The following is a 16,155-nucleotide window of genomic DNA, read 5'->3' as shown; positions in this document are numbered from 1 at the left end:
GAGAAGACCGGATAGGTCGCCTCGCTACGGAACGGCAACTTGTCGCCTTTCGCGCGGTGGCTGATAACGCCGCCGTTGTTCATCTCCGAACCGGTGGCGGGCAGCGTCAGCACGCTGCCGAACGGCAGCGCGTCGCGTATCTCGGCTTGCTTCGCCAGAATGTCCCACGGCTCGCCGTGGAACTTCACAGCGGCAGCGATGAACTTGGTGCCGTCGATCACCGAGCCGCCGCCCACCGCCAGCAGAAAGTCGATGTTCTTCTCGCGGGCGAGCGCAACCGCTTCCATCAGCGTTTCGTAAGTGGGATTCGGTTCGATGCCGCTGAAGACGAACGATGCACGCTCACCGAGCGCCGCTTGCACTTGCGCGAGCACGCCATTGCGCGTGATGCTGCCGCCGCCGGAGGTGATCATCACGCGCGCGTTGCGCGGCACGTGCGCATCGAGCGCGGCAATCTGGCCTTCCCCGAAAATGATCTTCGTGGGGTTTTGAAACATGAAATTTTGCATGAAATATCTTTTCTGTAATTTAGATGACCGGTCGTCTTAAACTTGATGAAAAAATGTGACTGGATCGAGACCCAAGGAGGTCAGGAGGATTGGGACGTTAAGCGCGTCTACCCCCTTGGCGTCCAGTTCGGCTTGTCTGATAAATGCGTCGAATTCCATAGCTGCCTCCGCCACAATTACGTCTTCTATACCCGGACAAAGCCGGCACGTCTGACGGAATGGAAAGCGCCATAACGGCAGGTTGCTAACGCTTCAGCGTCGGACTGTGAAGCGGCCTGTGCGAAGGCGACCGACCAACGGCCGCAGCCAGCACGATAACGGATCGAATAGATGAACATGGCAATCTCCTGTGGCATTCACTAGCAACGTGCCGGGGCGCCCTTCGTCGCTGATCCGTACGGCTTGATTTCATTCTGCTCAGCCGCCGTTGACTCGATCCAGTCTCTCGGATTACATGCTTGTTATCTCGAAGCAACTTGTGCGCGTCGCAGCCATCCACCGATTTCTTCCCCACGAACGCTGAACCCAATACGACTTCGAACATGCTGTCAGAGAATGGCTCTCATCATACGTAAGCGGTGCGCGCTTTCTCGATGAGAGAAGAATAAGTTTTGCGGAAGGGCGAATCTACTCTACGGTTGGATATGCCGATACCGCGTTAGCGTTGCCTGGTTATACGGGCGTGTAACCGCGGTAAGGTGCGCTCCTTCGGCGGATGAAAGATGCCCGACCTGAGCCGCCTGCGAAAAATGACGACACGACGCATTGTCCTGAGAAGATTCGTCCGCGCGACGGGCATAGAGCGGGGCATTGGCGCAGCTATCGCGAATCGCTCGCGACAGGGGCCGCCCCGAGCTAACCGTCAAACTCTTTCATCCGACGCTCAAGCTCGGCAATATCCTTCGAAGCTGCGAGGTGTTCATCACGGCGGGTCCGGTGGAAATTTTCCAGCCACTGGTTGAGGCGATCTAATAGGAGAGTCAAAAGCATACGTACACCCGATTCGGTTGATCGCTATTTAAGGTTTCGTTAGCGGAAATGCTTTGCCGTTGTGCACGCAGAAGCTCTTCTGGCACTGCACGGTATTCCCGAATAGTAGATAGCAATCCGACGGCGTTCCCTTGAGGTCAGTATGTGATGCGTGCGACTCTCATTCAATCGAGTGGATGCATCGAAGCATGCCAAACGTACAGCGTTTCATGCCACCCCGAGCGACTGATTTTTACTCCTCTTGAATTTTGAGTGGGTAAGTTTGGCGGCTCAAAGAAGGCGTAAGTCCGGCGAAGCGAATCCTTGAGGCGCCCAGAATTGATAAGCTGAGCCATGGCTGGTTGCGACAGAATGTGGCAACCAGCCATGCAAGTCAAAGCGACCGTGACGAATTTACTGTTCGAATGATGGCATCGAGTACACGCCATCTGTTCGCGGGATGTGGAACTGGCACTCGCGGGGCTGACCTATCTGAGGTGAAGGCAGGGCATCGTCAGGTTGCGGAGTCGGTGGCGAAAAATTGCATGATGAAGAAACCGAAATCGCTTTATCACGGACTGAGGTCGGTCGGAACCCGTTGGCATCTACGGCTTCCGACCGACCTCACCCATGCCCAATAGTCCTGATTCGGAGAGATTTTCAAAATCCGCTTGAACGACAAGGCCGCTATCCCAGCGCTACTTTCTCCTTCGCTTGAACGCTGGGCGAATCCTACGTGCGGCAAAAGATCGATGCCGAGGGACCCACGGCGGACATCATTCAGGTCGCGGACCAGCTTGCAGAATTCCGTGGCGGCGATCCTGGGCTCACAGCGCGCATTGCACAGCGGTTTTCGCATTCGCGAAAGGAAGACAAGGAATGGATCCAGTACCACTACGACGTATCGAGCGAGTTTCGTCGGTATTGAGAATCTTCCCGCCTACTTCAGGAGGATTCGAGAGCGGCTGGCAGTCGGTGGCGTCGCAATGAATCACGGGATTACCGCGACCGATGCGGACTGCCGCGACACACCGCTTGGCGGCGGGACCTTTATCGACAAGTACGTATTCCCGGCGGGTGAAGTGCCGCATGTGTCGATGGCGCTGAGGGCGATGCAGGCGTGTCCTCATAGACGCTATCGATAGCTGTTGCGAGGATCATGTCGCCCGGGATAGCAAATTTTGACACGCGACGCAGCGGCCGGTAAACGCAATCGCCGCGCCTGATTTGCCCGCCGCTCATTGCGCATACACCGCTCGCAGATGCGGTGCCGAGTCGCCAGCGCTGGTCCCCTAAGCGGCCGCGCGTCGAGTCTTGCCACGAAATCACGATGTCTCGCTCGTCGCAACGTTCAACGACCGTAAATCCTGTCCATGTCTGGCAATCGGTCCGCTCAAGCGGTGCGCTTAGCCCGCCTGATGCCGGCCAGTGGTAATCGGGTCCAGTGGTCTGATACAGATGTTGGGCGAGCCGCGACACTGCCCACGTGCTGGACTCGCGATTCAGCGACGTAGCCTCCTCAAGGTGTTCGAGAACGCCGGCCCACGGATCAGACGCATAAACGATCACATTCATCGAATTGCTCCGGCTTTTGACGGAAGGTGGGGATTGGCGCGTAACGGCTCGGTTCTGATCTCGAACTGCCCGGACGGGGCGGTTGGCCCGAGGATCTCACTGCCGAAAAATTCGACACTACGGATTTGCTCCTTGAACTCCACTTTGGCCCTACGCGCCGGCAGCGATGCATCGACGCTCATGCTGAACTACGACACCCATTTATCGCAGGTCGCTTCGCCGCGGGCGGAAATACGTACCACGAGCCATCTTCATGCCGGAAGAAGATCGACAGGATCCCGTCTGCTCGTAAGGCCTCAACACATACATAGTGATAGCGTGTGTGGTGCTGCGCGTTACGGGTAAACTGGATGACACGCACGGGCGTCCCGGTCGTTGGAGATAGCCATTTTTGGACGGCCCAGTGCAAAGACATCTCGCCAACTCTCATGTCCTTCTCCTTCACTTGCGTTCATGGTGTCAGGATGATCACCATCGGGACACCGGTAAGCTAAGCATGCGCAGGTAAGCGCGCCCTTCGATTAAGCTGAAGAATGACGACTTTCCTGCGCCGAAGGGCTGGATGTCCGGCTGGCTGCGCCTGGTGAGCCTTTGCTACACTTCAGTTTTACCGATTGCGGCCGTCAACGAACAGCCCGTACGAATTCAGTTTGCCCACGGGCGCAGGCTCCGACAATCAAAACGGTGCGTCGAAACCTGCCAGGCGTACGATGTCTTCGGCCACGGATCGGCCACGCGCTATCTTCCAGGCTGTCAGGGGGACCTATGCGAAGTGTCGCAATTGCGATATTCCCGGGCGTCCAAGCGCTCGACGTCGCCGGGCCCGTTGATGTGTTCGCCGAGACCAACAACTTCGTCGCGTCGAAGGACGCATACCTGATCACTCTGGTGAGTTCCGAGGCAGGCGCGATACGCGCTTCAAACGGGACTCGGCTCTTCGCCGACCTGAGTTGCGAGGATGCCCGCGAGCGTTACGACACCGCGCTCGTCGCGGGCGGCCCGGGGCTGCCCTCCGAACCGCCCGACGGGAGGCTTATCGGCTGGCTCACCCATGTGGCCGCAAAGTGCGGACGCTACGGATCGATCTGCACGGGCTCGTTTGCGTTAGGTCACGCGGGCCTGCTCGATGAGCGTCACGTCACAACACACTGGCAGAATGCGCCGCAACTCGCGCAGCAGTTTCCCCGCGCAAAGGTCGAGCTAGACCGGATCTATATCCGCGACGAACGGCTCGTTACGTCGGCCGGCGTGACGGCAGGCATTGATGTGGCGCTTGCGCTCGTTGCCGAGGATCATGGTCCGCAGGTGTCACTCGCGGTGGCAAAACGTCTGGTCGTGTTCGCGCAGCGCCGAGGGGGACAATCTCAGTTCAGTCCGTATCTCAGCGCGCCGGTGGACGAAACTTCGCCGGTCGCGAAAGTACAGGCCTATGTAATGGAGCATCTGCGCGACCCGCTCTCTGTCGGAAAGCTCGCGCAAGTGGCCAGCATGAGCGAACGGAACTTTGCGCGTACGTTTGTAGGGCTGGCCAACATGACCCCCCATGAGTTCGTCGAACGCGCCCGGGTCGATGCGGCGCGTAATGCCCTCGAAAGCAGCGATAAACCGCTCAAGGCAGTCGCCTATGACTGCGGTTTCGGAACAGCCGACCGTATGCGGCTCGTATTTACGCGGCGGCTCGGGGTGTCGCCAAACAGCTATCGAACCAGTTTCCGCCAGGTCTAGTCGCAGTTTGGGCAGGAGTCGACCGAGCTTCACGCGGTGGCCGACGCAAGATTGTCCGTTTGGCGGGTCGCGATACGCAAACTAAACGCACGGCCGCATGGCGTAACTGCAGATAGCGCTGGCGGTAGTTGCCGTCTGTTTGGCCGAAGCTTTACGTAGAAAATTCTCTCTTTCCACATCGTCACCAGGCTTGGCATCGGTGGCCGGATACGATCCCACCGTGGCAGTTTCCTGAGTGACGCAATCGCGCACTGTCAGACCCGTTCTTTTCACAATTCCCCGTCCGTAGCGCGGCATTCTCGCTGCGTTCACATGGAGATCGAAAGAATGACAAACACTGCTGGACGTGCCCGACGCGCCGTAGGCATTGACCCTATCGCATGTCGATAGGCGGGAAGCCCTGCGGGTGACAGGGTCAAATGAAGCGTTGCCGCCACACTAAGAAACGTTTGCACGATGCAGCGCTTGCGTTGACTGCGGCGGCAGAACCGCTGCAGCGCTGCACTCCGCCGGAGTCCTGCTTTCTGGAAGGCATTGGAAGGGCATGGAGCGAGTCCGGTGCGCTACTGATTTTCGATGAGGTGGTCGCCGCCAAGAGGCACGGCAGGATAACTCGCAAGCTTGGCGGGATTCAGCGCTTCATGTCGGTTGTCGGACACCGGGTGTTGCCCAATACTGATTCTCATTGACACGCCGCCAGGCACAAGCTGCGGAGAAGCGAGTCGGATGCTTCTCGCGAGCAGCGGTCCATGTTCCACGGATGAGGTGGGCGGATCGCGGCATCAATTGTCACGATAGGTATTTCTAATTCCGCGGCGCTTGGGGTCGCATGCTCCCCACCCGCTTGGCAACTGAGGAACCCGAAATGAGCAACGGGATGTGCCGTAAAGGTGAAGGAGTGAACATGGCTAGCGATCCAGCGCTTGCGGCCTTGGAAACGGGTCGCGAACTCGACGACGCAACGCTCGACTTTGCCAGCAAAGTCTTCGACATGGCCCGGTGTGGTGAAGCAGACGCGCTACAGCAATTGCTCGAGCGGGGCTTGCGTCCCAATCTGCTTAACCACAAGGGCGACAGTCTGCTGATGTTAGCGAGCTATCACGGCCACCTCGAAACGGTGAAGGTGCTGCTGAGTCACAAAGCCGATCCCGATCTGCGCAACCACAATGGGCAGACGCCGATCGCCGGCGCCGCGTTCAAGGGCAACCTGCCGATGATCGAACTGTTGCTGGAGCATGGTGCCAACATCGACAGCGCATCGCTGGACGGCCGCACGGCGTTGATGATGGCGGCAATGTTTAACCGCACGGATGTCGTTGATTATCTGGTCGCGCGCGGAGCGAACGTAAGTGCAAGGGATGCGAACGGTGTGGACGCAATCGGCGCGGCGGCCCGCATGGGCGCACCTGACACGCCAGCCCAGCTAGAGAGGTTTGGTCCAGGGTGACCGGCCCGTTCCTGTAACCCGATACCGGGAATACAAAAGAGGACGCGGTCCGTCACCCGAAAGTCCCATACCTGCCATGGCCGTTGTTGCCCAATTTTATTGAAAGAGGATTTCTCATGAAAAAGCTTACCACAGTCTTCGGCGCGCCCGTCGTCGACAACCAGAACATTAAGACCGCCGGTCCGCGCGGACCAGCATTGCTCGAAGATGTATGGTTTCTCGAGAAACTGGCGCATTTCGACCGCGAGGTCATTCCCGAACGGCGGATGCACGCGAAGGCCTCGGGCGCGTTCGGAACCTTCACCGTCACGCACGACATCACGAAATACACCCGGGCGGCGATTTTTTCGGAAGTCGGCAAGAAGACTGAGATGTTCGCGCGCTTCTCAACCGTTGCGGGCGAACGCGGCGCGGCCGACGCGGAGCGCGATATCCGTGGCTTTGCGTTGAAGTTCTATACCGAAGAGGGTAATTGGGACCTGGTCGGCAACAACACGCCCGTGTTCTTCCTGCGCGATCCACTGAAGTTCCCGGACCTGAACCATGCGATCAAGCGCGATCCGCGCACGGGTCTGCGCAGCGCGGAAAGCAACTGGGACTTCTGGACCCAGCTTCCCGAAGCGCTCCATCAGATCACGATTGTCATGAGCGATCGTGGCATCCCGAAGACGTTCCGTCATATGCACGGGTTCGGCAGCCACACCTTCAGTTTCATCAGTGCGGAACAGGAACGCTTCTGGGTGAAATTCCATTTCCGTTCACAACAGGGAATCGCCAACCTGACGGACGCAGAAGCCGAAGCACTCGTCGGCCGCGATCGCGAGACGCATCATCGCGACCTGTACGAGGCGGTTGAACGCCGGGAATTTCCGCGCTGGACCATGTGCGTGCAGATCATGCCGGAGAAGGAAGCAGGTAGCTACCCCATCAATCCATTCGATCTGACGAAGGTCTGGCCCAAGAGCGACTATCCGCTGATCGAAGTAGGCGTGGTCGAGCTGAACCGCAACCCGGAGAATCATTTTGCCGATGTGGAGCAGGCGGCTTTCGCTCCGGCCAACGTCGTGCCCGGCATCAGCTTCTCACCCGACAAGATGTTGCAGGGTCGCCTGTTTTCGTATGGAGACGCACAGCGCTATCGCCTGAGTGTCAACTTCCATCAGATCCCGGTGAACGCGCCGCGTGGTGCGAAGTACGTACACAGCTACCACCGCGATGGACTGTTGCGAGTCGACGCCAATCAGGGCGGTGCCACGCCGTATGAGCCGAACACGCGCGGTGAATGGCAGGAGCAGCCCGACTTCCGCGAACCGCCACTGTCGATCGAAGGCTCGGCCGATCACTGGAACCATCGCGTCGACGACGACTACTATTCGCAGCCGGGTGCATTGTTCCGCAAGATGACGGCCGAGCAGCAGCAGACGCTGTTCGATAACACTGCGCGCGCGCTGAACGGGGTATCGAAGCCGATCCAGCAGTTGCATGTTGAACACTGCACGAAGGCGGATCCTGCCTACGGCGCGGGTGTGAGCAAGGCAATCGCGAAACTCCCAAAGGAATCTGCGTAACCTGTCGCGCGTTCCAGGGAGGGGCAGGGCTTCAGTGGCAATCCGCTGGCGATGCTGGAACGCGCGAGAGGAACATAAGCGCGCAAAGTTGCTGCAGTTTGCCGAACGGGGATGGAACATCCCGAGGAACGCGAGGACGAACGCATCAAGCCGGCGATCATGGCGACCCGCGTGTTCTTCGAGAGAGTAACCGTCGGGACCCGCCTGCGCGATTACCACATCAGTGGCCTGGCCCCTGAGCGAACGTGTCTGTTGGTAGCCGTTGTACAGATGTGCTCCCGGCTTCGGCAATCTGGCCCGGCAAGCATGCGATGGTCGCGAATCGTCCGCTTTGGTCTAGGGGTCTGACCGTGATAGCGGTAGCTGTCACGCTGTACGCGGGCGCGCTGGCCGGGGCGGTTTGATCGAAGTGAACAGTTGCGACGATAGCCCCCGTTATCGATCCGTTGCTTCGATACGGGTGCCGGCGCAACGCAGCTTTTTCCAAGCCCAAATCCGACGCAACGCAGGGATATGATCGGGTTGCCGGTGACCCGGGTCGACGTGTGCGTCTCAACTCCTGAATTTCTGAACCGGCGCCTCGTTCGTCCGCACATCGGGCGCAGGGTTCGGCACAGGACGCTGAATGGTCAGCCGATTTGGCAGCCAACTGAGTTCCCGGCCTACGAAATCCGGAGTACGGCTCGTGCGACTCAGGCGATCACACAAGTTCGATACTGCTTGCTTCGTCGAACTTTGCCTGGGCGAGCGGCTTGTCGTTTCACGATTGTGGGCGGCCAGCGTCAAATGCAGTGCACACGACCACACATGGCAGAATTCAACGCCGGGTTGGCAGAATCCCCTGCAAGCTTTTGCGCGTCGCAAACGTGTTAAGGCAGTAGCCTGTAGTTCAGCGTGGCGCCTCGGCCGCGCAAGAACAGGAAGCCTTTGCCATGTCACCATCGCAAGCCATTGTTGCATCGATTCACCGATATCCCGTCAAGTCAATGATGGGTGAGGAACTCAATTCAGTCGCGATTACCACGCGCGGAGTGGCGGGCGATCGCGCCTACTCGCTCATCGATGTCGAGACCAATAAGCTCGTCAATGCGAAGCATCCCCAAAAGTGGCCGGAGATGTTTGCCTATCGTGCCCGCTACATGTCGCCCCCGGTTTCGCCGGAGCATGTGCCGCCGGTGTACATCACGTTGCCCAATGGCGATGTGATCGAATCCACATCCGGCGATGCGGAGCAAACGTTGTCCGCAGCGCTGCGCAAACGCGTGTGTCTTGTGCGTCCCGATGAATCGGACAAGGGGTTCGAAGGCTTTGTGCCTACTGTCGAGGGCGTGTCCGATCGCGACTTCGTTTTCGACAAGATCTCCCCGCCAGGAACGTTTTTCGACATCGGGCTAATCCATATCCTGACGACGTCGACCATCGACGCCTTGCGAAAAACGGTGCCGCACAGCCGCATCGAAAGCCGTCGCTTTCGCCCTAACCTCGTCATCCGTACCGATGGCGCGGAAGGTTTCGTCGAGAACACATGGGTGGGTCGAACCTTGCGTATAGGCCAGGTGGTGCTGCAGGTGAAACAGCCGACGCAACGATGTGTGATGACGACGCTTGCCCAGGGAGACTTGCCCAAGGACATCTCTGTCCTGAAGGCGATCTATCAGCATAACGCGGGCACCATCGGCGTGTACGCGGAGCCCGTGCAGATCGGTACGGTGCGAGTCAACGACGTGGTCGAGTTGAATTGAATAACTATGCACAAGCTTGGCGCGCTATACCGCCACGTCAGTCGGCACGTCTGTAATCCCTATGCCGCGGACTACATCAAAGGATATCGATGCCGCGGTAATTCACTAGGTCCACACAATGAAGACCTGGCAGTGCGTCGTTTGCGGATTCATTTACAACGAAGCCGAGGGTATCCCTGAGGATGGCATAGCACCTGGCACGCCGTGGGAGGCTGTCCCCCCGACTGGGCCTGTCCAGAGTGTGCTGTGAGCAAAGTCGAGTTCGTGATGGTCGAGCTCGCTTGAAACATGTGAGCGGCTTTAATGGATCTGCTTGTGTTTGGCCTTGTCGCGATGGGATTCGGCGCTTATTCCACTTACCTTCTGGCGACGAGTCTGCCGGACGAGGTCCTTGATGCTGCCGCGAAACACTGTCGGTTCGCCGGCGTTGGCGGCGACACCGTTCACGAAGATGATGCGAAACTGGCGATCAATCGGTTATCTGAAGGAAAGGGCAGTCTCTTGCCTACATGCCCGGCTAGACGAGATATCTAATGCGCCACTTTTTGCGCAGGAAGCTCAACTGAAAAACATCGCGGCCTGGTGTGGCAGAGATCCGCTTGTGGTCGATAAACTCCTATCCGCGCCGCCAGGAAGCGGACATTGCCGAACGGCCTCAACTGCGAGGAGCGAAGATGGCTATTTCCACCCAACGCCCGAAAAGAGAAAATCACATCGTCGAACGCGTGAGGGGCGACTGCGAAGCGCCTGTATATGGCGGTATTGCGTTATGCCCGTAATGATTCTGGCAAGAGATTTACGGTAACGCGCATAACCGAAAGAAATTGTGCCGTACGCCGTCAACGCACCAATTTCCAGCGCGTCTCACCGTGGGAGTATTTCGAAAACCCTTTCTGGATGGGCGTTTTAGCGATATGGCGTGATCCGCAAGCCTAGTTCTCAACAGGCTGATTTTCACTTTTCGGGCGTTGGGCGGAAATAGCCAATTTGGACGCGTCGCGCTTTACGCGGATAGCGAAATTTCCATGATCCGGCTCAAGGTGGGCCGCATGTCTCTTGCGCATGCTGAATTGATTTTCAGAGGTCAGTTCAAAAAGACTGCTCTGTACGTCTGAAGATATTCCACCAGACGATGGACCAACCGAGGTTAAGGAATGCTTCGCGTATGTCAGAACGGCGTTCGAAGCGAATGCGAAGGCGCCGGAAACTGTGGAGCCACGAGTGAGTCCGCTCGACACGCCGATCATATCCGTTACGGGGCGGCAGATCACCAATGGTCGCGGGATTTGGCATTAGGCCAAAAAAGCACGATCGTTCAAATGTTGATTCTTGGCACCTACGGCGCGGCGTTGCGCGACAGAGGGAATGGACAGTGTCAGCGTTTATCGACGCCTGAGTAATGTTTTGCAAGGAAAAACCATCAGGAACCGTTGCGTCGCATGCGTGGCCGTTTCTGTTGCGCAGAATCCGGCTGGAAGCCTTGAGCTACCGTCGCCGGATGCCCGAAAAACGCAACAGTCCCAAACATACCAGTCCTGTTGATAATTCCTTTAGTACTAAACCGCTGACGCGGTAGTGGGAGGATGGCGAAGGTCAACGCCTGGCGTTCCGCGAGGACAGGTATCCGGTGCCAGACCGTGGGGAAGTGGTGAGCAGGCTGCCAGGAGCAGCATGGACGTGCCCGACCGGGTATTCCATTCACTGTTCCCAGGAGGTCCGCCATGACACCGCTCCGTGAACGCATGCAGCACGACATGCTGATCAGATAATACTGAGGATTTTGTAATGTGAAGGAAATCCCGCTACGTGTTGTCGAAGCTAGGCAGGTTGCTTCTCTCCTTCACATTACAATATGACGTCTCAAAGCGAATCAAGCCAATCCAATAACGAAGCGGACCGCTTCCAGCGAGGGGGTGGCCTGATCCCGGAAGGCGCATCGAACCGTTGAAGTGCGTCGCGCATCGTTTGCATGTTAGCGCGGGCATACTGATTGGTCGTATCAAGGCTCGAATGTCCAAGCCAACTTCTGATGACCGTAACATCAACCTTTGAAGCCACCAGATGGACGGCCGTTGTGTGCCTCCTATGTCTTCAAAGACATAGGCGGCACTATGTGCCCTTCCTGACTATGTCTTGCAACTCCGCGATAACCTGCATTTTATGGGCGAATGAGTGAAGCGGGATAGAGATAGTCTTGATTCCTTCCGCCAGCGGTCGGAGTCTGTGGAGGAGTCAATCATTACGTACGGTATCCTATCTATGTCGCTCTCTCACGACCGACTGAAGTCCGCTCGCGCCCTTGAATCAACACTTGAGATGAATGTGCAGGACTTTGGGAAGGCATCCCCCCACTCCGCGAACCAGGACGCTACCAGCCGGCGAACCAGCTCTTGAGCCTTGTCGAACAGAGCAAACTATGTCATGTGATTGGCTGGGCACGTCGGCACCGCAACCAGTAATGTTCGGACTGTCGCGGACGCTCAATCGTGTCACCCGACATAGTCAGGAAGGGCACATAGTGGCGACTATGTCTTCAAAGACATAGGCGGCACGCCACCGCAGTCAGCCTGTTGGAAGGCGGTGCAGAAATCAATGTCATCCGCGCATGGCTTGGACACGCCAGCCTCGAGACGACACACCGCTATGCCGAAATCAATATGCGCATGAAAGAAGCGGCGATGAGGCTATGCGAACCTTCCGATCAGTTGAGTTCTTCGGCGACATCCCACACAGGCGCAGTGTGGCGAGACGATAAATCGCTGCTTGATTGGCTACGCCAGCTCTGAAAGTTATGTGGCCGACGGATCAATCTCGGGTATCCGTGGCGGGGCCCACCGAGAAGTCGGCCACATCTCGCGCGCGGGCACAGAACATCGATTTTGTACCGCGGTACAAAATCGATGATGACCCGACCCGGGCAACCTCCCAGCCATTCAAAGGCGCGCCGGTGGCAGGCCAGCCACGTCTCCACTGTCTGGTCCAGCACGATCTCAGCGTACTGATGCCGCGACCATGCCAGCGTCATCACGAAGATCCACGTCTTGAGCGGGATACCGGACTCGTGCGTCAGCACTGGCCCGGCGCCGAAGTCAACCTGTGCGGCGTCGGCCGGCGGGAATTCCAGGATCGTCGTCGCCGTTACACCACGTTCGGCTTTCAGGTGAAGCAGAAAGCGCCGCACGGCCGAGTAACTGCCGCTGTAGCCGTGGTTGCGTTCGAGCGCGCCGAAGATCGTCGTGCCCTGCACGCCGGCGTCAAACCAGCCGCGGACCAGATCGCGAAACGGCTCGAGCGTGGAAATGCGGCTACGCGGCACCTTCGGATCGCGCCCGAAGATGCCCGCCAGTTCGGCGTCGTCTGGCAAGGGCCGGCCCGGCTCGAGCCAGTTGTGGGTAAGCGCGACCTGCCGTACGGTCTTCAGCTTGCTGCGCCCCATCAGGTGCGCGCTGGCAATGTCGCGGTCGGAATCGCCCTGGCGCATGCGCACCAGAACCTGTCGATATTCGAACACTTCAAATCTCCTGTTACTCATCGGCCCTCCGGACAAAAGCTCCGAAGGTACCCAGGTAGGGAAATTCGAAATGCGTTTCGGGATGCAGCCGGACATAACAACGAGCCTGCTGCGTGGCTCGATTACGCCGATCCTGAGGTGGCTCCTATACGCCGATCATCGAGTGGCTCCAATACGCCGATCCTGCACTGGCTCGATTACGGCGATCATCTGGTGGCTCCATTACGCCGATCCCGGAATGGCCCCAATACGCCGATCCGTGACAACCGGCTCACCGCCGGCCAGGTGGGTTTGCCGGCGTGTCATCACGTCGGGGTATCCTTCCATGATCCGTGAGTCAGCTCGCGAAACCACAGCCAGACGCGGCGGGCTGTGCCGGACTGCACCGCATCCCATAGCCTACCTATCCGTTCCAGAAGGCCTTCCTCATAATCACGCCATGTAACCCCATCGACTCCGGCTGCCGCCGTGCGCTTCAGATGCGCGGGTGCGGTACGATGGTATGGCATCAACGGAGGCGAACATGGCATGGGACTTTCAACCGACTACGGCGTCAGACCTGGGGCAACGCCTGTCCGAGTTGCGGTCGCAAGCGCTTGCGGCTGTGCACGGTCAGTATTCAGGCGATCTCTGCGGGAAAGTGCTTGACCTGATCGACCATGCTGAGCGGCTTCTTGTGCTTGATGCCTCCGATGAAGAAGCAATTGCCATTTCCAGACGGCTTCTCGACGACGGGAACCCTCGCCTCGCGTTGGAGAAGCTGGCTCATGTAATCGAGCCGCGTCTTTTAAGGCAATCACCTTGATGGTGGGTTGGTCAGGCCGAGATATTCCCTGATAGCCCACCCGACCCGCTGGAACTATTTCAGCGGGCGTGACGGTCCGTCTGGAAACGATGAGGATTGTCAGATCGCTTCGCGTCTCGACATTTGCGAATCGGTTCGGGCAGGCGGGCCGTCAACGCAACGGACACCGCCTGCGTTGACGATCTGACTGGCGATAGAATTGCGACGCCGCAAGACCGCGAATCGAGTGCATCAATGAAAAGAATCTATGCCTATAAAGGCTTCGAGATCGCCGTGGAGCTTGAAACGGTGTGGGAAGCTTCCGGAAACGTCACGTTGGTGCCACCACGCGGCTTTATAGCTGTTGTACATATCCGAACGGCGGGAGCTACTCGCCCGATGGTTGCGCCGATACGCCTGACGGCAGATCAGCAGCAGCCCTTCACGACGGAAGCCGACGCGCTGATGGCAGGGTTCAGCGCCGGACAGCGGGTCGTAGATGACACGCTCGCGCCGTGAATGTACCGGCCTGGCGTGTGGTCGCTGTCAGTCTCTGAACGTTGGTAGACGTTCCCGCGTTGACGACCTGACAAGCGTTGGAATTTCATATGGGAAGCGGGCGATGCTGGACTCCACCTCACCGATTCATCGTCCGCGAAACCGTCACCGTCGGGACCGGGTCCAGCGACAACAGTCGTGATGGTCCAGGTTCTGAGTAACTGAGCACGCCGATGTTCGCGACGATAGTGACTGACGACAGCGGTCGCTGCGAACACTAGCGCGAACGTACCGATCACAATCCCGATTCACGATTCACCCATCGCAGTCTCCTTCGTTACGTCCGATCCGCAGTTGCCGACCGGTTGCCTTCATTGCAGGTCTGATTTCCTGCCCGCGCAGTCCATTCTCATCGAACGAACCGCGTCACAGCGGTGCGCGGACATCGCTTAACGAATTCTCGCTACAGCGTTCAGGACGGCGCGGCCCTGTGGTGTGATGCTTGGTCGCCGCTGCCCTGACGCCTGCAGTTCAAAGATTACTTGTCGAAAAAGTCGCTGACCGTCTCTCTCACAAGATTCTCAGGGGTCCTTACCCTTCACCGACGTTCGCGAACGGTTTACAGGTTGATCTGAGAGGTCGATTTTTTCACCAGCGGACTGAAAACGCCGTGCAGCGACTTTTTCAACAGCATCTGAAGAATTCCGGACATTCGGAGGTGTGCATTCCGCGATCAGCCACCGGCGGCTCCTGGCCGAGCCCGGAAGTTCGATGTCGAACCGATTTGGTCGGACCCAGCCTGCGTCGAACTTCCACAGTCGGCCCCGGCATGTGGAAGCATCCGGAGAACTGAAATCGTCCGTTTCTTACATCGCCTTGCACCCACAAGAGTGCGTCCATGCCGGGCGCACAAAAAAAGCCAAGGCGGTGAAGCCTTGGCTCAGGGGATTCTGCTGGTTGAGAGGACCAGCAGAATCCGAGGGTGGCCACCGCGCCTAAGAGCGCGGCAGCCGAGTCACAGGATATCGCCGTTTCATCGTCGCGCGAATCGATGTTTACCGCCATGGCGTACGAAACGGCGGCAACCGTCGCATAGGTGTTGCCAGTGCACGTTTGCTGATGGAACTCAGGTGCCCATCCATTCAGGCAACGATGCGATCACCCTCGATACCGCAACAACAGGATAGCGCGCGCAGTAGTTCAATGCCGGGCGTTGCTCCAGTGCGGCCAGTAGTGGTGGTGATCCAGCTCTCTGAGCCGTTTCCGACGCAATTGCTCCCGGTAATAGTGAGCGGCGACGAACACGGGTGCCATTGCCAGCACGAACGAACCCATCACGATTCCCACTGCTTCACTCATCGGAACCTCCATTGCAGAACTATCGGCTTCACTGCAGGTGTTGCCCCCCGTTGATTGCGATGTTGGCGCCGGTCACGAAACCCGCTTCGCGCGAGCACAGGTACAGCACGAGTGCGGCGACTTCGTCGGGCTCTCCGAGCCGGCCGACCGGAATCTGCGGAATGATCTTCGTCTCGCGGATGTCCTCGGGCACCGCCATCACCATCTTCGTCGCGATATAGCCGGGCGAGATGGTGTTGACGGTGACGCCCTTCTTCGCCACCTCAAGCGCCAGCGATTTCGTGAAACCATGCATGCCGGCCTTGGCCGCCGCATAGTTGGTCTGGCCGAAGCCGCCCTTGGAGCCGATGATCGACGACACGTTGATGATGCGGCCCCAGCCACGCTCGACCATGCTGTCGCACACCGGCTTCGTCATGTTGAACACCGAATCGAGGTTGGTCCGGATTACCGCGTCCCAATTGATCT

16 protein-coding genes and 4 pseudogenes are annotated in these 16,155 nt (G+C 58.3%); 10 read left to right on the top strand and 10 right to left on the bottom strand.

Features of this window, described 5'->3' with window-relative positions; translation table 11 throughout:
* Positions 1-509, bottom strand: a 509-nt coding sequence (locus GNZ13_RS50935) for an iron-containing alcohol dehydrogenase (RefSeq protein WP_172179024.1), incomplete at its 3' end; no start/stop codon positions are given.
* Positions 510-1,364: 855 nt separating this feature from the next.
* Complete coding sequence (locus tag GNZ13_RS50930; RefSeq protein WP_172179023.1) at positions 1,365-1,499, bottom strand: DUF3563 family protein; 135 nt, start codon at positions 1,497-1,499, stop codon at positions 1,365-1,367.
* Between the two features lie 715 nt (positions 1,500-2,214).
* Between GNZ13_RS50930 and GNZ13_RS54095 the strand changes: the two genes are divergently transcribed.
* Positions 2,215-2,406: a hypothetical protein gene (locus GNZ13_RS54095; protein WP_328807431.1), complete on the top strand. Its 192-nt coding sequence runs from the start codon at positions 2,215-2,217 to the stop codon at positions 2,404-2,406.
* Entirely contained in the window at positions 2,318-2,623 is a 306-nt protein-coding gene (locus GNZ13_RS50925) for a class I SAM-dependent methyltransferase (RefSeq protein WP_328807430.1), read from the top strand. The genes GNZ13_RS54095 and GNZ13_RS50925 overlap by 89 nt, the downstream gene beginning before the upstream one ends.
* On the opposite strand, the gene GNZ13_RS54580 is transcribed toward GNZ13_RS50925, so the two are convergent.
* Both GNZ13_RS54580 and GNZ13_RS51915 read right to left on the bottom strand, forming a co-directional pair.
* A complete protein-coding gene (locus GNZ13_RS54580) occupies positions 2,529-3,053 on the bottom strand; it encodes a DUF3331 domain-containing protein (protein WP_172179021.1) in 525 nt (174 codons plus the stop codon). The two genes, GNZ13_RS50925 and GNZ13_RS54580, sit on opposite strands and share 95 nt — an antisense overlap.
* Positions 3,050-3,235 carry a hypothetical protein gene (locus GNZ13_RS51915; RefSeq protein WP_216675339.1) on the bottom strand — a complete coding sequence of 62 codons (186 nt, stop codon included), beginning with the start codon at positions 3,233-3,235 and terminating at the stop codon, positions 3,050-3,052. Before GNZ13_RS51915 ends, GNZ13_RS54580 begins: the two co-directional genes overlap by 4 nt.
* A gap of 583 nt (positions 3,236-3,818) precedes the next feature.
* On the opposite strand from GNZ13_RS51915, the gene GNZ13_RS50915 reads away from it, so the two are divergent.
* From GNZ13_RS50915 to GNZ13_RS50890, 6 genes and pseudogenes are all read left to right on the top strand, one after another.
* Positions 3,819-4,778: a GlxA family transcriptional regulator gene (locus GNZ13_RS50915; RefSeq protein WP_172179020.1), complete on the top strand. Its 960-nt coding sequence runs from the start codon at positions 3,819-3,821 to the stop codon at positions 4,776-4,778.
* Between the two features lie 904 nt (positions 4,779-5,682).
* A complete protein-coding gene (locus GNZ13_RS50910; RefSeq protein ID WP_172179019.1) occupies positions 5,683-6,225 on the top strand; it encodes an ankyrin repeat domain-containing protein in 543 nt (180 codons plus the stop codon).
* 116 nt (positions 6,226-6,341) lie between these two features.
* Positions 6,342-7,793 carry a catalase gene (locus tag GNZ13_RS50905; RefSeq protein WP_172179018.1) on the top strand — a complete coding sequence of 484 codons (1,452 nt, stop codon included), beginning with the start codon at positions 6,342-6,344 and terminating at the stop codon, positions 7,791-7,793.
* Between the two features lie 932 nt (positions 7,794-8,725).
* Entirely contained in the window at positions 8,726-9,535 is an 810-nt protein-coding gene (locus GNZ13_RS50900) for an MOSC domain-containing protein (protein WP_172179017.1), read from the top strand.
* A gap of 118 nt (positions 9,536-9,653) precedes the next feature.
* A pseudogene (locus GNZ13_RS50895) lies at positions 9,654-9,820 on the top strand (rubredoxin).
* Positions 9,821-9,838: 18 nt separating this feature from the next.
* The gene (locus GNZ13_RS50890) at positions 9,839-10,069 is read left to right on the top strand and encodes a hypothetical protein (protein WP_172179016.1); all 231 of its coding nucleotides are present in this window, start codon (positions 9,839-9,841) and stop codon (positions 10,067-10,069) included.
* A gap of 555 nt (positions 10,070-10,624) precedes the next feature.
* On the opposite strand, the pseudogene GNZ13_RS50885 reads toward GNZ13_RS50890, so the two are convergent.
* Together GNZ13_RS50885 and GNZ13_RS50880 are read right to left on the bottom strand one after the other, a co-directional pair.
* Positions 10,625-10,771, bottom strand: a pseudogene (locus tag GNZ13_RS50885) (IS5/IS1182 family transposase); the annotation flags it as partial.
* A gap of 624 nt (positions 10,772-11,395) precedes the next feature.
* Positions 11,396-11,605 (bottom strand): annotated as a pseudogene (locus GNZ13_RS50880) (integrase); the annotation flags it as partial.
* A 488-nt stretch (positions 11,606-12,093) separates the two neighbouring features.
* On the opposite strand from GNZ13_RS50880, the pseudogene GNZ13_RS53710 reads away from it, so the two are divergent.
* Positions 12,094-12,321: pseudogene (locus GNZ13_RS53710) on the top strand (tyrosine-type recombinase/integrase); the annotation flags it as partial.
* Here GNZ13_RS53710 and GNZ13_RS51910 read toward each other — a convergent pair.
* Together GNZ13_RS51910 and GNZ13_RS50865 are read right to left on the bottom strand one after the other, a co-directional pair.
* Entirely contained in the window at positions 12,237-13,067 is an 831-nt protein-coding gene (locus GNZ13_RS51910; RefSeq protein ID WP_236002573.1) for a DDE-type integrase/transposase/recombinase, read from the bottom strand. The pseudogene GNZ13_RS53710 and the gene GNZ13_RS51910 overlap by 85 nt on opposite strands.
* Positions 13,068-13,665: 598 nt before the next feature.
* Positions 13,666-13,815 (bottom strand): hypothetical protein, encoded by a 150-nt coding sequence (locus tag GNZ13_RS50865; RefSeq protein ID WP_172179015.1) that lies wholly within the window; start codon positions 13,813-13,815, stop codon positions 13,666-13,668.
* Positions 13,816-14,085: 270 nt separating this feature from the next.
* Here GNZ13_RS50865 and GNZ13_RS50860 point away from each other — a divergent pair, with 270 nt between their 5' ends.
* Positions 14,086-14,349, top strand: a complete 264-nt coding sequence (locus GNZ13_RS50860; protein WP_172179014.1) for a hypothetical protein — start codon at positions 14,086-14,088, stop codon at positions 14,347-14,349.
* Positions 14,350-15,528: 1,179 nt separating this feature from the next.
* On the opposite strand, the gene GNZ13_RS50855 is transcribed toward GNZ13_RS50860, so the two are convergent.
* Positions 15,529-15,687 carry a hypothetical protein gene (locus GNZ13_RS50855; RefSeq protein ID WP_172179013.1) on the bottom strand — a complete coding sequence of 53 codons (159 nt, stop codon included), beginning with the start codon at positions 15,685-15,687 and terminating at the stop codon, positions 15,529-15,531.
* 28 nt (positions 15,688-15,715) lie between these two features.
* Positions 15,716-16,155, bottom strand: a 440-nt coding sequence (locus GNZ13_RS50850) for an SDR family oxidoreductase (RefSeq protein ID WP_172179012.1), incomplete at its 5' end; no start/stop codon positions are given.

The sequence above is a fragment of the Paraburkholderia elongata genome, from assembly GCF_013177735.1.
Taxonomy (GTDB): Bacteria; Pseudomonadota; Gammaproteobacteria; order Burkholderiales; family Burkholderiaceae; genus Paraburkholderia; species Paraburkholderia elongata.
Note: the sequence above shows the minus strand (reverse complement) of the source record. Positions and strands in the feature narration are given on the sequence as shown.

What these genes read in the sequence shown, in the direction of transcription:
- GNZ13_RS50930 (WP_172179023.1), bottom strand. Translation starts at nt 1,499, where the DNA reads ATGCTTTTGACTCTCCTATTAGATCGCCTCAACCAGTGGCTGGAAAAT.
- GNZ13_RS54580 (WP_172179021.1), bottom strand. Translation starts at nt 3,053, where the DNA reads ATGAATGTGATCGTTTATGCGTCTGATCCGTGGGCCGGCGTTCTCGAA.
- GNZ13_RS51915 (WP_216675339.1), bottom strand. Translation starts at nt 3,235, where the DNA reads ATGAGCGTCGATGCATCGCTGCCGGCGCGTAGGGCCAAAGTGGAGTTC.
- GNZ13_RS50915 (WP_172179020.1), top strand. Translation starts at nt 3,819, where the DNA reads ATGCGAAGTGTCGCAATTGCGATATTCCCGGGCGTCCAAGCGCTCGAC.
- GNZ13_RS50910 (WP_172179019.1), top strand. Translation starts at nt 5,683, where the DNA reads ATGGCTAGCGATCCAGCGCTTGCGGCCTTGGAAACGGGTCGCGAACTC.
- GNZ13_RS50905 (WP_172179018.1), top strand. Translation starts at nt 6,342, where the DNA reads ATGAAAAAGCTTACCACAGTCTTCGGCGCGCCCGTCGTCGACAACCAG.
- GNZ13_RS50900 (WP_172179017.1), top strand. Translation starts at nt 8,726, where the DNA reads ATGTCACCATCGCAAGCCATTGTTGCATCGATTCACCGATATCCCGTC.
- GNZ13_RS50890 (WP_172179016.1), top strand. Translation starts at nt 9,839, where the DNA reads ATGGATCTGCTTGTGTTTGGCCTTGTCGCGATGGGATTCGGCGCTTAT.
- GNZ13_RS51910 (WP_236002573.1), bottom strand. Translation starts at nt 13,067, where the DNA reads ATGAGTAACAGGAGATTTGAAGTGTTCGAATATCGACAGGTTCTGGTG.
- GNZ13_RS50865 (WP_172179015.1), bottom strand. Translation starts at nt 13,815, where the DNA reads ATGAGCCAGCTTCTCCAACGCGAGGCGAGGGTTCCCGTCGTCGAGAAG.
- GNZ13_RS50860 (WP_172179014.1), top strand. Translation starts at nt 14,086, where the DNA reads ATGAAAAGAATCTATGCCTATAAAGGCTTCGAGATCGCCGTGGAGCTT.
- GNZ13_RS50855 (WP_172179013.1), bottom strand. Translation starts at nt 15,687, where the DNA reads ATGAGTGAAGCAGTGGGAATCGTGATGGGTTCGTTCGTGCTGGCAATG.